This is a genomic window from Myxococcus sp. AB056 (genome assembly GCF_006547365.1).
GTDB classification, from domain to species: Bacteria; Myxococcota; Myxococcia; order Myxococcales; family Myxococcaceae; genus Myxococcus; species Myxococcus virescens.
This window is the reverse complement of sequence record NZ_VHLB01000059.1, coordinates 1-12,212: the sequence shown is the minus strand read 5'-3', so window position 1 is coordinate 12,212 and position 12,212 is coordinate 1. Positions and strand designations below refer to the sequence as shown.

15 protein-coding genes and 1 pseudogene are annotated in these 12,212 nt (G+C 68.4%); 12 read left to right on the top strand and 4 right to left on the bottom strand.

Annotated features, from left to right (window positions below; genetic code table 11):
- The first annotated feature begins 94 nt into the window (after positions 1-94).
- From FMP39_RS23935 to FMP39_RS23925, 3 genes are all read left to right on the top strand, one after another.
- The gene (locus tag FMP39_RS23935; protein WP_141592551.1) at positions 95-1,396 is read left to right on the top strand and encodes an AHH domain-containing protein; all 1,302 of its coding nucleotides are present in this window, start codon (positions 95-97) and stop codon (positions 1,394-1,396) included.
- A 22-nt stretch (positions 1,397-1,418) separates the two neighbouring features.
- A complete protein-coding gene (locus FMP39_RS23930; protein WP_228558285.1) occupies positions 1,419-1,979 on the top strand; it encodes a DUF1629 domain-containing protein in 561 nt (186 codons plus the stop codon).
- Between the two features lie 335 nt (positions 1,980-2,314).
- A complete protein-coding gene (locus FMP39_RS23925; RefSeq protein WP_141592550.1) occupies positions 2,315-2,773 on the top strand; it encodes a hypothetical protein in 459 nt (152 codons plus the stop codon).
- Between the two features lie 192 nt (positions 2,774-2,965).
- Here the strand turns inward: FMP39_RS23925 and FMP39_RS23920 are convergent, their stop codons facing one another.
- From FMP39_RS23920 to FMP39_RS23905, 4 genes are read right to left on the bottom strand one after another with little or no spacing between them, the layout of a single operon-like run.
- Positions 2,966-3,589, bottom strand: a complete 624-nt coding sequence (locus FMP39_RS23920; RefSeq protein WP_141592549.1) for a bifunctional 2-polyprenyl-6-hydroxyphenol methylase/3-demethylubiquinol 3-O-methyltransferase UbiG — start codon at positions 3,587-3,589, stop codon at positions 2,966-2,968.
- A gap of 28 nt (positions 3,590-3,617) precedes the next feature.
- Positions 3,618-4,412, bottom strand: coding sequence for a sulfite exporter TauE/SafE family protein (locus FMP39_RS23915; protein ID WP_141592548.1), 795 nt, complete (start codon positions 4,410-4,412; stop codon positions 3,618-3,620).
- 26 nt (positions 4,413-4,438) lie between these two features.
- Complete coding sequence (locus tag FMP39_RS23910; protein ID WP_141592547.1) at positions 4,439-4,765, bottom strand: rhodanese-like domain-containing protein; 327 nt, start codon at positions 4,763-4,765, stop codon at positions 4,439-4,441.
- 30 nt (positions 4,766-4,795) lie between these two features.
- Entirely contained in the window at positions 4,796-5,497 is a 702-nt protein-coding gene (locus FMP39_RS23905; RefSeq protein ID WP_141592546.1) for an MBL fold metallo-hydrolase, read from the bottom strand.
- Positions 5,498-5,589: 92 nt separating this feature from the next.
- Between FMP39_RS23905 and FMP39_RS23900 the strand changes: the two genes are divergently transcribed.
- The 9 genes and pseudogenes from FMP39_RS23900 to FMP39_RS23860 form a co-directional block, all read left to right on the top strand.
- Complete coding sequence (locus FMP39_RS23900) at positions 5,590-6,015, top strand: YeeE/YedE family protein (RefSeq protein WP_141592545.1); 426 nt, start codon at positions 5,590-5,592, stop codon at positions 6,013-6,015.
- 11 nt (positions 6,016-6,026) lie between these two features.
- Positions 6,027-6,497 (top strand): DUF6691 family protein, encoded by a 471-nt coding sequence (locus tag FMP39_RS23895; RefSeq protein ID WP_141592544.1) that lies wholly within the window; start codon positions 6,027-6,029, stop codon positions 6,495-6,497.
- 94 nt (positions 6,498-6,591) lie between these two features.
- Entirely contained in the window at positions 6,592-7,119 is a 528-nt protein-coding gene (locus FMP39_RS23890; RefSeq protein ID WP_141592543.1) for an RNA polymerase sigma factor, read from the top strand.
- A complete protein-coding gene (locus tag FMP39_RS23885) occupies positions 7,106-7,867 on the top strand; it encodes an anti-sigma factor (RefSeq protein ID WP_141592542.1) in 762 nt (253 codons plus the stop codon). The genes FMP39_RS23890 and FMP39_RS23885 overlap by 14 nt, the downstream gene beginning before the upstream one ends.
- A gap of 212 nt (positions 7,868-8,079) precedes the next feature.
- The gene (locus FMP39_RS23880; RefSeq protein ID WP_141592541.1) at positions 8,080-8,436 is read left to right on the top strand and encodes a rhodanese-like domain-containing protein; all 357 of its coding nucleotides are present in this window, start codon (positions 8,080-8,082) and stop codon (positions 8,434-8,436) included.
- A 100-nt stretch (positions 8,437-8,536) separates the two neighbouring features.
- Positions 8,537-10,135: a bifunctional UDP-sugar hydrolase/5'-nucleotidase gene (locus FMP39_RS23875; RefSeq protein WP_141592540.1), complete on the top strand. Its 1,599-nt coding sequence runs from the start codon at positions 8,537-8,539 to the stop codon at positions 10,133-10,135.
- Positions 10,136-10,164: 29 nt separating this feature from the next.
- On the top strand, positions 10,165-11,208 hold the full coding sequence (locus FMP39_RS23870; RefSeq protein ID WP_141592539.1) for a YeiH family protein: 1,044 nt from the start codon (positions 10,165-10,167) through the stop codon (positions 11,206-11,208).
- A 28-nt stretch (positions 11,209-11,236) separates the two neighbouring features.
- Positions 11,237-11,698: a DsrE family protein gene (locus tag FMP39_RS23865; protein ID WP_228558284.1), complete on the top strand. Its 462-nt coding sequence runs from the start codon at positions 11,237-11,239 to the stop codon at positions 11,696-11,698.
- A gap of 15 nt (positions 11,699-11,713) precedes the next feature.
- A pseudogene (locus tag FMP39_RS23860) lies at positions 11,714-12,212 on the top strand (hypothetical protein); the annotation flags it as partial.

Genomic DNA, 12,212 nt, shown 5'->3' with positions numbered 1-12,212 from the left:
AGGTTGGTTGCCGCGCGAACTCTGCTGAACTTGTCAGACCCTAGAGTCAGGCTGCAGCGCCTCCTGATTTCCAGGGGTGTCTTTGGGGGATGCTATGAGATGGGTTGCAGTGGTGTCTTTGCTGCTTCTTTCAGCGGGGTGTGCGACCACTCGCATTGTCAATATCGATGCTGGAAATGGTCAGCGACTCGTCCACGAGTCGGTCGATGTTGACCCAGTCGAAGTGAGCGAGGACGAATTCAAGTCTGCCCTCACTCGGCTCATCCTCGACATGCGCATGGACGTTGCGTTCCGAGCGGCTGAAGCGGTGGATGAGCGAGGATGGGTGCGCTCCAGGGCCCTGATCGCGTCCTCGAAGGGCTTCGCGGATTCGGGGGCGGGGAGTTCACCTGAGTCTTTGTACGCGCGCATCTGCCCCGACGCGGACGACTGCTTGACCCTGGTGGGAGGGACGGGGCTGACGTTCTCGCGAAAGGACCGGACGCTCATGGCGCTGTCCTTCGCGCTCGATACCGTATGGGAGAGCGTCGAGGCCGAGGTCGGCAAGGTGCTGAAGCCAGCGGCGCTCAAGGCCCTGGTGACGTCGGCCGCGCTGACGCTGCTCCTCACGATGGCGTTGCCCGAGCCCGTCACCAAGGTTATCGCGGTAGCGCTGACGGCGGCGATGGTGGCCTATCTGGGCGTGGTGCCTGTCTGGGAGATTGGGCGCGGATTCGTCCGGTTGTGGGATGATGCGGGGACGGCGATGAGCGTCATCGAGCTACAAGACATCGGGCATCGGTTCGGGCGGGTGCTCGGCACGAACGGCACGCGCGTCCTGGTGCTCGTCGTCATGGCGGCACTTGGAGGAAAGAACGCGGTGGCAGCCCAGGGGCCGAGACTTCCGGGCTTCCCTCAGGCCGCGATTCGGGCGCAGGCCGAGGCGGGATTCTCGCTCGGAGCGGCGTTGAATGGCGGCGTGACTTCAATCGCGATTCCCGCTGCTGGAGTGCTGAACGTTGCCCTGGCGCCTGGTGCTGCTGCCGCCCTGGCGATGTACTCGGACGGGCGATTTCCTGGTGACGCGGTGGGGCCCGTTCATCACATCTGCACGAACAAGAACCCCATCTCCGACGCTACCGGCGGTCCTTGGACTCCTCAGTGCCAGAAGCTATTCGAGAAGGCCGGGATGACGCTCGAAGACGCTGCCAACAAGGTGCGGCTCAAGGGACACGAGGGGCCTCACCCTGAACTGTATCACCGAGCGGTGATTCGGCGTCTTGAACTCTCTGTTGCGCGCTGCCGAACGACAGAGACCTGCCGGGCCAGTCTGATGAAGGAACTTGCGAGGATCGCGAACGAGCTTATGACGCCGGGAAATCCGCTGCGGAGCTTCATTGTGAAGGTGGAGAAATAAGTTGGAGCGTCATTATTACTCAGTGGAGCTGGGTGATGTGCCACGGTGGCTGATTGAGACGCCGACACGAGATTCTGGTGAGGCGTTTGACGAGCCTTGGATGTTCGCGGATGGTCGCATCCTTCCTGACCTGGGTCCCCTCGCAGCACGAATCGCACATCCTGGCACAAAGCGAGCGTTTGACTTCTCTGTGATTGAGGCTGCCCCCATCGTCAGCGAGGCCATTGCGAACGTCTTCAGGACACTGGCTCCCAACGATGTTCAGCTCTTTCCGGTGGCGATCGAGAGAGAGTCCGAGCGGTACTTCGTCGTCAATGCAATCAAGGTGGTTGATGCCATTGACGAGGCACGGTGCCGGGAGGTGCATCACTATGACGAACCGTCCCCTGATTACCCAGGCGAGTACAACTGGATCTACGGACTGCGAATCGACCCCTCGAAGACTGAGGGCGCGCACGTCTTTCGGCTGAAGAAGTTCAAGATCGCCTTCATTGTCTCGGAGGACATCAAGAACGCGCTCGAACGGGTCGGGAACCTGGGCGTGTCGTTCGAGCGCGTGACCGAGGCTCCCGTCCTTCATTGACGGTCGGGGCTGATAGCCGAGCCGGCGACGATTCCGATCTTCAAAGTCTATGTCTTGCCTCCGGTGTCGCGTGTGGCCCCGACCCGGAGGGCCACACGACAGCGCTCACGAAACCATTGCCGCGCTGCTTGATGCCCCTTCGAAACAGCTACACAAGATTCGGGACTAGACCCGCTGAACGGCTACCCAGTTGCGGACCGAGCCAACGGGGATGGCAGTTCCTCGGACGTTCGCAGCATTTGAGCAGTTCAGGACACTTCCCAGATGCGTAAGCGGGATCTCTTGAAAGTCAGTTAAATTTCGACTGCCTTTTCGGCCTTGCCACAGGAGCGCCCATGTCGGTTCGCACCATCAGGAAGCACCTTCCGCTCATCGCAGTGTCTGCTTCGGCGGTGGCCTTGCTCAGCGCCTGCGGGGAGCCTCTTTCCGCCGACGGAAGGGAAGTCGATACGGACGACACGGTAGTCGCCTTCGACATTCCGCCTCCGACAGTGACTGGGAGCTGTTTTCGGAATGATTCATTCACCAGGATTGAGTGCTCTGGGAGTGCAAGCGGCGGCGTAGCGCCGTACATTTATCAGTGGCAAATGGCACATAATCTCGATGCCAATCCAGACCCAGCCAACTTCTACTGGCGCAATGGTTCCACTACTTTTAGTGAGCCGTGCAAGTATGACTTGTTTATCGGCGGGCGATACTACACCAAGTACATCCGATTCCGTGTGCTTGATGCCAATGACTACGTTTCAAATTTCATTGAGCAACCATTCATCTGCTGGACGCCAAACCCGTAGGATGCCGCCAGCGCATCCCTGACCCACTCCCGGAGGTCAAGTCCCGAGTCATGTGTGGTTGGCCGGGGAGGGGCAGGGAGGAAAGCTCCTTGGCGGCATCATGCTTCGGTATCCAGGTTTGATTTCAACTGGTCGATGACGAGGGCGGATACGGCGCCGGATCTGGTGTCCTCCGCCCGTGCAGGTCCAGACTCACGTCGCCTTGCGACCGACGAGCTGCACCACGGCGGCCCTTCCGGTGTGCAGGGTCCCCTCGCGGACCTCCCGCGTCAGCTCACGGAGCACGGGCAGCTCCAGCCCCGCGAAGTCCTCGCGCAGGGCCTCCGCCGTGTAGAGGAGCTCCTCGACAGGCGGTCCGCCCGTGCGGAAGCCCAGTTGAGCGGGCGTGTACGCTTCGAGGAGGACCAGGCCACCGGGGCGGAGGCTCTTCACTAGCGCGCCATGCACCCGCCGCCGCAGTGCAGGGGGGAGGTGACAGAAGATGAGGATGGCCGCGTCCCACGCCTCCGGCGCGAAGGTGAAGTGCGCCAGGTCGCTGACGCGCGTCTCGATGTTGACGCCGCGCTCGTCTGCCAAGTGCTTCGCCTTCCGGAGTCCCACGCTCGACGCGTCCACGGCGGTGACGGCGTGGCCCAGGGAGGCGAGGTAGACGGCGTTGCGGCCCTCACCCTCACCAAGGCTCAGCACGCGCCCGCCGGGAGGGAGGCGCGAAGCCATCTCCACGAGGAAGTCGTTGGGCTGGGTGCCATAGACATACGCCGGGTGACTGAAGCGTGCGTCCCATTGAGCGGCTGTGTCGGGGGGCTGCTCGGCCATGGTGCTCCTCCTGGAGTTCTGCGTGACGTCAGTGGGCATTCTGTGTCGTGGTGGCGGCGCCCCCCAGCCCCAACGCTTCCCGGTTCTTGAAGAAGATGAAGACGCCCATCACGACGAGGAAGCCGGAGAAGGCTGCCTTGAGCGTCGCCTGCGAGACGAAGTGGGACGCCCAGGTGCCCAGCAGGATGCCCACCACGGCGATGGCCGTGAAGATGCCAAGGGAGACCCAGGGCACCTCGACGTGGCCGAGGTAGCCGGCGAAGCCCACGAGGGAGTTGAGGGCGATGACGAGCAGGCTGGTGCCCACCGCCTGCTTCATGGGCAGGCCCACCAGCAGCACCAGCGCCGGGACGATGAGGAAGCCGCCGCCCACGCCGACCAGACCGGTGAGGCCTCCCACCCCGAGGGCGGCCAGGGCCATGAGGGGGAAGGACGCCTTCCGGGGCTCGGGCGCCTGCGCGGAGTCCTTCCGGCCATTGCGGAACATGAAGACGGCGGAGACGAGCATCACCGTGGCGAAGAGCAGCAGCTGCGTCGTCCCGGAGATGAGCGCGGACAGGCGCGCCCCGGCGTAGGTGCCCGCCATGGCCACCGTCCCGAAGACGAGGGCCGCCTTCCACTGGACGTTACCCCTGCGCCAGTGGCTCGCCGCGCCAAAGAGGCTGGTGACGCCCACCACGGCCAGTCCCATGGCGATGGACTCCTTGGCCCCGAAGCCCAGGACGTACACGAGGATGGGGACGGTGATGATGGAGCCACCGCCGCCGAGCAGGCCGAGCGACAGGCCCATGAGCGCCGCGAGGGAGAAGCCGAGAAGGGGCATGGTGTTCGTCCTGTCGCGACGCGCGCTCAGCCTTGGGGCCGCGGCGCGAGCGGCTCGCGCACGGCGAGCATCCCGCCCGCCAGGTTGAAGAGGTGTTTGAAGCCGCCGTGGGCGAGCAACCGCGCCGCCTGCGCGGAGCGCCCGCCCGAGCGGCAGATGAGCAGCAGCGGCGCCTCGCGCGGCCACGCGCTGGCGGCGGCCTCGAGCGTGCCCAGGGGGACGAGCTCGGCTCCGGGCAGGTGGCCGAGGGGGCCGGTGTACTCGTCCGGCTCGCGCACGTCGATGCGCCGCACCTCGGGGCCGAGCGTGTCGAGCTGCGAGGGCGTGATGTCCTGATAGGGGCGAGGTGTCATGGTCGGGACTCCTGCGAAGTGGCCAGGGACTCAGGCTCCCTGGGGTGAGGGCGCCGTGTGTCCACAGGCGCGGTTGGCCGGGACGGCGGCGTCAATCAGCTTGGGCCTGGGCAGGTTGAGGTTCTCCATGATGTGGATGAACTCCTCCCGGCTCTTGCCGGCCACGCGAGGGTTGTGCCGCTTCTCCTCGGCGATGCTCGTCACCGTGCGGCCCTTGTAGTCGTGGGCGGGGTAGACGAGCGTCTCATCGGGGAGGGCGAAGAGGACGCGCGTGAGGCTATCGTAGAGCTGGCTCGCGTTCCCGTTCTGGAAGTCGGTGCGGCCGTTGCCGCGCACGAGCAGCGCATCCCCGGTGAAGACGCGGTCGCCGAGCAGGTAGCTGATGCTGTCGTCCGTGTGCCCCGGGGTGGCGAGCACCTGGAAGACGAGCTGACCGACGCGCACCTCGTCCCCGTGGCGGACCTGGATGTTGGCGCAACTGGCGCCGTTCACGCTCCCCACCACCGTGGCCCGCGTGCGCTCCCGCAGTGTGCCCGACGCGGTGACGTGGTCGGCGTGGACGTGGGTGTCGAAGACGTGGGTGAGGGTGAGGTCCAGCTCGGCGACCAGTTGCAGGTCGCGGTCGGCCTGCTCCAGCACGGGGTCGATGAGGACGGCCTGGCGCGTGGTCTCGTCGCCGATGAGGTACGTGTACGTCGAGGACTCGGAATCGAAAAGCTGCCGGAAAATCATGTCGAAGCCTCCTGTCCATGAGAGCCCGGGGCGTGGAAGAAGGATTCAGGCCCTGCTGAATCCTTTTTTTTGGAGCCTGGCTCTCACGCGACATGACTTCCTCCATCCTCCTTCCTCTCCTGGGCGGGGCCCTCATCGGGCTGAGCGCCTCCCTGTTGCTCCTGGCCAACGGCCGGGTCGCCGGCATCAGCGGCGTGGTGGGCTCGCTGCTGGCTCCCGTGCGCGGTGACGTCGCCTGGCGCGTGCTCTTCTTCGCTGGGCTACTCGCCGGGGGGCTGCTGCTCGCCTGGTTGCGCCCCGGCTCCTTCCCGGCGCCCTCGGCCCCGAGCGCGGGCGGCCTCTGGCTGCTGGTGGGGGCCGGACTGTTGGTGGGGTTCGGTTCGCGGCTGGGTAACGGCTGCACCAGTGGACACGGCGTCTGCGGCATCAGCCGGGGCTCGGTCCGCTCCATCTCCGCCACGCTCACCTTCATGGCTACCGGTGTCCTCACCGTCTTCCTGGTCCGCCACGTCCTCTAGAGAAAGCCCCCATGCGTTCCTCCCTCAGTGCGTTCCTCAGCGGCCTCATCTTCGCCCTCGGCCTGGGCCTCGCCGGCATGACGGACCCGGCCAACGTCCTCGGCTTCCTCGACATCGCAGGAGACTGGGACTACCGGCTCGCGTTCGTGATGGGCGGCGCCATCGCCGTTCACGCGGCGCTGCGGCCCCTCATCCACCGGCGCGCGCAGCCCCTGTTCGCCGCCAGGTTCCCCGCGTTCGCCGCCAGCAAGCCGGACGCGAAGCTCCTCGTGGGCTCGGCCCTCTTCGGCGTGGGCTGGGGGCTGGCCGGCTATTGCCCCGGTCCCGCGCTCACCTCGCTGGCGACCGGGGCCTTCCCGTTGCTCGTCTTCGTGCCCGCCATGTTCGCGGGCTTCTACCTCGCGCAGGTGCTGCAGGCGCGGAGCGGCGTGGGTGCATCGCGTCCAGGGGCTCCGCAGGTGGGCGCCACGCCCGCTCAGTAGCCCCGCGTCCGCCACACGGTAGGCGAGGGCGCTCCTCCTTCTCGAGCGCCCTCGTCCTTTTCCGGGAACCTCTCACCCGTCCCACTGTGTCCTCATGCCCGTGAGCGCTCGCGCCTTCATTGAACGTGCCCTGGAGCACCTGCCCGTCTTGAGACGGGTGGGGCGTCGGCTGACGGGCAGCGCCGCGGAGGCGGATGACCTGGTCCAGGAAACACTGGCGCGCGCCCTGGAGCAGCGCGGCGCGCTGAGAGAGACCGAGCGCCTCAAGGCCTGGCTGCTCGCCGTACAGCGCACCGTGTTCCTCAACTCCCGTCGGGGGCTGCGGCCTCACCTGGAGGTGCTGGAGGGCGGGCTGGGCCGGGCGCTTCCTCCGGAGCCATCCGCGGACCTGGAGGCGGAGCTGCACGCCCGCACCTTGAGTGCGGGGATGCAGGCGGCGCTCGACTCCCTGGCGCCGGAGTGGCGCGACACGTTGTGGCTGCGGGAAGTCGAGGAGCTGAGCTACGAGGAGATTGCTCAGGTGCAGGGCTGCCCGGTGGGCACCGTGCGCTCGCGGCTGGCGAGGGCGCGGCTGGCGATGCTCGACTTCCTCGAGAAGGAGAAGGTCCATGGAAGCCTGTAGCCCCCAGTGGCAGGAGCGTCTCTCCGCGTGGTTCGACGGTGAGGTCCAGGCGCATGAACAGCAGGCGGTGGCGCACCACCTGTCCCGATGTGCGGGCTGTGCCCGGGAGGCTGCCCGCTATGCCTCGCTGCGGCAGGCGCTGAGGGCGGAGGGCGCCGCGGAGCAGCGAGTGCCGCCCGAACTGGCGGAGCGTGTCACGCGGTTGGCGCCGCGCCCCAGGCCGTCCTTCCCCAGGCGGAGGCTGGCGGCGGGCCTGGCCGCGGTGCTCGCATCGGTGGGGGTTCTCTGGACGTCATGGCCCAGTGGCATGAACGAGGCGCTGGCGATGGACCTTGAGCGGCACCACCTCAAGGCCTTCTCCCGGATTGCCCCCTGTGAGTTCGAGTCCTCGGACCCGGCTGAGGTGAAGGCGTGGGTGGAGCGGGAGGTGGGCTATCCGGTGGATGTGCCGGTGGTGCCAGGCGCGACGCTGCTGGGGGCCCGTCGCTGCCGGTTGCATGGAAAGCTCTCCGCCTCGTTGCTGTACCGGCACGAGGAGGGCAAGGCGATGACACTCTTCCTTCCCCTGCCGGGCTCGGCGGCGGCGCAGGAGGCGGCCCGCTTCGCTGGTGACGGGCCTCGGTGCACGCAAGGGCCCGTGGGCGAGCGCATCTGCGTGCTGCCCGGTGGGGGCGAGCGGGCCGCGCTGGCCGTCTCCGAACTGGATCCCGCGGTGCTCCTGGCCGCGCTGGCCCGACTCTCTCCCTGAGGCGGCTGGGGCGGGGCCCTGCTGGAAGCGGCGGCCGAACCGTCCCCGCCGGCCGTTGGGGGAGGCGGGAGTGCGCGCGTCTGCGTGCCCTTGTCGCGGCCGGGCTGCCGGGCGGAAAGGGCGCTGAATCCTTCGGCCGTCGCCATGGCTCTCACCAGGCTGTACGCACTTCCCGGGGGCCAGTGGCCACTGGGGTCGCTTGGAGCCGCGCCATGAAGGTCATTTTCGTCGTCGCCGCCGCCGTGTTCATGGGTCTCTTCTTCACCGCCTGTACGCGCCCGCGTCCAGGTGACGCCGCGGTGGGGTCCGAGGCCCGCCGCAGGGTGGAGGCGGGCGCCACGCTGGTGGATGTCCGCACGCCCGAGGAGTTCGCCTCCGGTCACCTGCCCGGCGCGGTGAACATCCCGGTGGATGAACTGGCACGGCGGTTCGGAGAGCTCGGCTCGCCGCAGACGCCCCTGGTTGTCTACTGCCGCAGTGGCGCGCGCAGCGGCCGTGCCGAGCGCCTGTTGAAGGAGCAGGGGTTCCAGGACGTCCTCAATCTCGGCCCCATGTCGACGTGGCCGTGATGCGCGAGGCGTTCGAGGTGAGCCGCTGTCCGGGAACTTCGCGCGGCGCATCTCGTGTCACTTCCGCTGTCTCCTTTCACTCCTCGCAAGGTGCTCCACGATGTCCCGTCTCCTGTTCGCGCTCGGCGCGCTGCTCGTTCTGGCCTCCGGCTGTGCTTCATCCCGGCCCCCGGTCACCGCCAGCGCTCCCGCGTCCCAGCGCCAGCAGCTCACCGTCCTCTACGTGGCGGACCTGCACGCGCAACTGCGCGCCCACCCGGAGCTCTTCTGGCGCGATGGGAAGGAGCGCATCGAGATGGCGGGCGGCTTCGCCCACGTCGCCGCCGCCATCCAACAGATTCGGGCTGAGCGCGGTGGTGACGTGCTGGTGCTCGATGCCGGCGACACGATTCAAGGCTCGGGCGCGGCTGCCCTTACCGAGGGCGGCGTCCTCATCGAACCGCTCAATGCGCTCGGGCTGGACGGCGCGGTGCCCGGCAACTGGGAGGTGGTGTACGGCCCCGCGGTGCTGCGCCAGCGCGCGCGTGAGCTGAAGCATCCGCTCTTCGCTGCCAACCTGCGTGATGCGGCCAGCGGTGAACGGCTCTTTCCGCCGTACCTGGTGAAGGAGGTGGGCGGGGTGAAGGTGGCCGTGGTGGGCTTCACGGACCCGGACGTCCCGCGCCGTCAGCCCCCGGGGTACAGCAAGGGGTTGCGCTACGACGGCCCGGAGGCGCTGCCAGAGCTGGTGCGCGAGGTGCGCGAGCGTGAGGGCGCCCAGGTGGTGCTCTTGATGTCGCACGTGGGGCTCGCCAAGGCCGTGGGGATCGCCGCCCGGGTGCCGGGCGTGGACGCCCACCTGTCCAGCGACACGCATGAGCGCACCTATGTCCCCATCGAGCAGGGCGGAAGCTGGGTGGTGGAGCCCGGCGCCTTCGGCTCCTTCCTCGGCCGGATGGACTTGTGGTTGGAGGACGGGAAGGTGGTGGACCGCCGCTGGGAGCTCATCGAGCTGACCGCGTCGCGCTTCCCCGAGGACCCGGAGATGGCGCGGCTCGTGGACGCCGCGCTCGCGCCTTATGACGAGCAGCTATCCTCGCCGGTGGGGCACACCGACGTGACGCTCGCGCGCTACGCGGTGGTGGAGAACCCGCTGGACAACGTGCTGGCTGACGCCATCCGCGCCGCTGGCGGGACGGAGATTGGCCTCTCCAACGGCTTCCGCTTCGGCACGCCGCTGCTGCCCGGGCCCGTGCGTGAGGCGGACCTGTGGAACTTCTTTCCCATCACCAACAAGCTGAAGACGGGCAAGGTGAGTGGCCGTCAGCTTCGCGCCTTCTGGGAGCAGGAGTTGGAGAACGTTTTCGCGAAGGACCCGGAGAAGCGCTTCGGCGGGTGGCTGCCGCGCCCCTCGGGGATGACGGTGCGTTTCCGCTCGGAGGCCCCCAAGGGGCAGCGCCTCATCGCCCTGGAGGTCGCTGGCGAGCCGGTGGTGGACGAGCGCCTCTACACCGTGACGGCCTGCGAACGGGAAGGGGACTCGCCGGACATGCTCTGCCGCATCCCCGGCGTCCAGGATCCGCAAGTGCTCGAAGTGGACGCGCACGAGGCGGTGCGCCGCTTCCTCGCCGGCAAGCCGCGACTGCGCGAGTCGCTGGAGGGCCGCGCGGTGGGCGAGGACCTGCCGGCCGTGCTCCGCACCCAGCAGGTCCAACCGTGAGCGCGACTTCCCCCCACCGTCCCCCTGAAATGACCGCACCTCTCGCCACTTCCGACTCGATTTCCGCCGCGCCTCCGCCTGGAGGCCCCTGGCGCCGGCGGCTGCCGGGGCTGGGGCTCGCCGCTGGACTGGCGGTGGTCAGCTACGGGCTGGCCACGCTCCCCGGCCTCAAGGTGGTGGGGCCCCTCACGGTGGCCCTGCTGATTGGCATCTCACTGCGCACGGCCCTGGGGCTGGCCCCCGCTCTGATGGAGGGCACGCGCTACTCGGCGCGCACGGTGCTGCGGTTGGGCATCGTGCTGATGGGCGCGCGGCTCGACTTCGGGCTGGTGGCGAAGGTGGGCCCACGCGTGCTGCTGCTGGCCCTGGCCGTCATCGTCGGCGGCATTCTGGGCATCCGCTGGGTGACGAAGCGCTTCGGCGTGCCGGAGAAGCTGGGCACGCTGCTGGCGGTGGGGACTTCCATTTGTGGCGCCAGCGCGGTGGTGGCCGCCAGCTCCGTCACCCGCGCGGAGGAGGAGGACACCACGCTGGCGGTGGGGCTGTGCGGAATCCTGGGCACGGTGGGCGTCCTCTTCTACGTCTTCGTGGGGCCGCTGCTGGGGCTGAGCACCGCGCAGCTCGCCATCTTGTCGGGCGCCACGTTGCATGAGGTGGCGCAGGTCATGGCCGCGGCCTTCACCTGGGGCACCTCGGCCGGGGACCTGGGCACGCTGGTCAAGCTCACCCGCGTGGTGTTGCTGGCCCCCGCGCTCGTGGTGCTGGGGCTGGTCTCCGGCGCGGGCGGGCAGGTGCGCTACTCGCTGAAGGAGCCACCCATCCCGTGGTTCGTCATCGGCTTCCTCGCGGTGGGCGTGCTGGGCACGGTGGGCGTGGTGCCCGCCGCCGCCAAGGCGTGGCTCTCCACCGCCAGCGTCTTCCTCATGGTGATGGCCATGGCGGCCATGGGGCTTGGCACCCACCTGAGCATGGTCCGCCGCGCGGGCATGCGCGTCGTCTACGCGGGCCTCGTTGGCTTCGCCGCCCTGGCGCTGTCCGCCTGGGGGCTCATCCATGTGCTGTCCATCCAGTAGTCCTCGAATCACTTCGGAGTCTGTCCAGATGAATCGCTTCTTGCCGTTGCTCGTCATCGCGCTCGTCACCGCTCCCCTGGCCACGTTCGCCGCGCCGCCGTCCCAGCCCGCGAAGAAGGAGGTGCCCGCTCGCCAGGGCAAGCTCGTCTTCGTGGCCAACACGGGCTTGGAGGACATCGGCACCCTCTCCAGCTCCCTCCGACACGTGAAGAACGCCAAGGAGTCGGGCTACCTCTCGGACGTGGTGTGGCTCACCTACGGCCGCGCGGTGGTGGCGCTGGACCCGACGGTGAAGGCCGTGCCGGCGGAGGTCCGCGAGGCGGCCCAGGCGGCGAAGGCCGCTGGCGTGCGGCTGGTGGCGTGCGGCACCGCGCTGCAGAAGTTTGGCATCGACCCGAAGAAGCTCCAGCCCCAGGCCGACGTGGTGGACGACGGCGTGGCGGAGTTGTCGCGCCTGGTGGCCGAGGGCTACCAGGTCATCCGCTACTAGCGAGTCGTGGCCCCCATGGAGCGCGCGACGCGCAAGACGCGGATCGTGCTGTCCCTCTGTCTGCTGGCCCTGGCCGGCATGGCGCGGCCGGGCCGGGCCGAGGAGGTGGTGGAGGAGGGGCCGCAGCTCGTAATCAGGGAGGCGCTTCAGCTCCGAATCGACCAGGGGCTGAGCGCCGCGGGCGCCGCCGCCGTGAGCCTGCGACGTGGGCGGGTGGGGCTCCACCTGACCGGGTCTCCGTGGGTGCGGGGCGGACTGGAGGTGTCGTTCGACCGGCTCATCCTCCTGCCCGGTCCGGTCCAGGGGCCGCCGCTGGCCCTCCACGAGGCCAGCGTCACCTTCACCGTGCTGCCCCAGCGCGCCTGGCTGAGCGTGGGGCTGTTCCGTCCGCAGGTGGGCCGGGAGAGCCTCACCAGCGGCTTCGAGGTGGACTCGCTGGACAAGGCCATCACACAAGGCCCCTTGCGCGAGCACCTCACCGGGACGGAGTCGGGGCGAGCGCCGGGGGTGGACG

Bases quoted from the DNA above. Each gene is read 5' to 3' on its own strand.
- FMP39_RS23935 (WP_141592551.1), top strand. From the start codon at position 95: ATGAGATGGGTTGCAGTGGTGTCTTTGCTGCTTCTTTCAGCGGGGTGT.
- FMP39_RS23925 (WP_141592550.1), top strand. From the start codon at position 2,315: ATGTCGGTTCGCACCATCAGGAAGCACCTTCCGCTCATCGCAGTGTCT.
- FMP39_RS23920 (WP_141592549.1), bottom strand. From the start codon at position 3,589: ATGGCCGAGCAGCCCCCCGACACAGCCGCTCAATGGGACGCACGCTTC.
- FMP39_RS23915 (WP_141592548.1), bottom strand. From the start codon at position 4,412: ATGCCCCTTCTCGGCTTCTCCCTCGCGGCGCTCATGGGCCTGTCGCTC.
- FMP39_RS23910 (WP_141592547.1), bottom strand. From the start codon at position 4,765: ATGACACCTCGCCCCTATCAGGACATCACGCCCTCGCAGCTCGACACG.
- FMP39_RS23905 (WP_141592546.1), bottom strand. From the start codon at position 5,497: ATGATTTTCCGGCAGCTTTTCGATTCCGAGTCCTCGACGTACACGTAC.
- FMP39_RS23900 (WP_141592545.1), top strand. From the start codon at position 5,590: ATGACTTCCTCCATCCTCCTTCCTCTCCTGGGCGGGGCCCTCATCGGG.
- FMP39_RS23895 (WP_141592544.1), top strand. From the start codon at position 6,027: ATGCGTTCCTCCCTCAGTGCGTTCCTCAGCGGCCTCATCTTCGCCCTC.
- FMP39_RS23890 (WP_141592543.1), top strand. From the start codon at position 6,592: ATGCCCGTGAGCGCTCGCGCCTTCATTGAACGTGCCCTGGAGCACCTG.
- FMP39_RS23885 (WP_141592542.1), top strand. From the start codon at position 7,106: ATGGAAGCCTGTAGCCCCCAGTGGCAGGAGCGTCTCTCCGCGTGGTTC.
- FMP39_RS23880 (WP_141592541.1), top strand. From the start codon at position 8,080: ATGAAGGTCATTTTCGTCGTCGCCGCCGCCGTGTTCATGGGTCTCTTC.
- FMP39_RS23875 (WP_141592540.1), top strand. From the start codon at position 8,537: ATGTCCCGTCTCCTGTTCGCGCTCGGCGCGCTGCTCGTTCTGGCCTCC.
- FMP39_RS23870 (WP_141592539.1), top strand. From the start codon at position 10,165: ATGACCGCACCTCTCGCCACTTCCGACTCGATTTCCGCCGCGCCTCCG.
- FMP39_RS23865 (WP_228558284.1), top strand. From the start codon at position 11,237: ATGAATCGCTTCTTGCCGTTGCTCGTCATCGCGCTCGTCACCGCTCCC.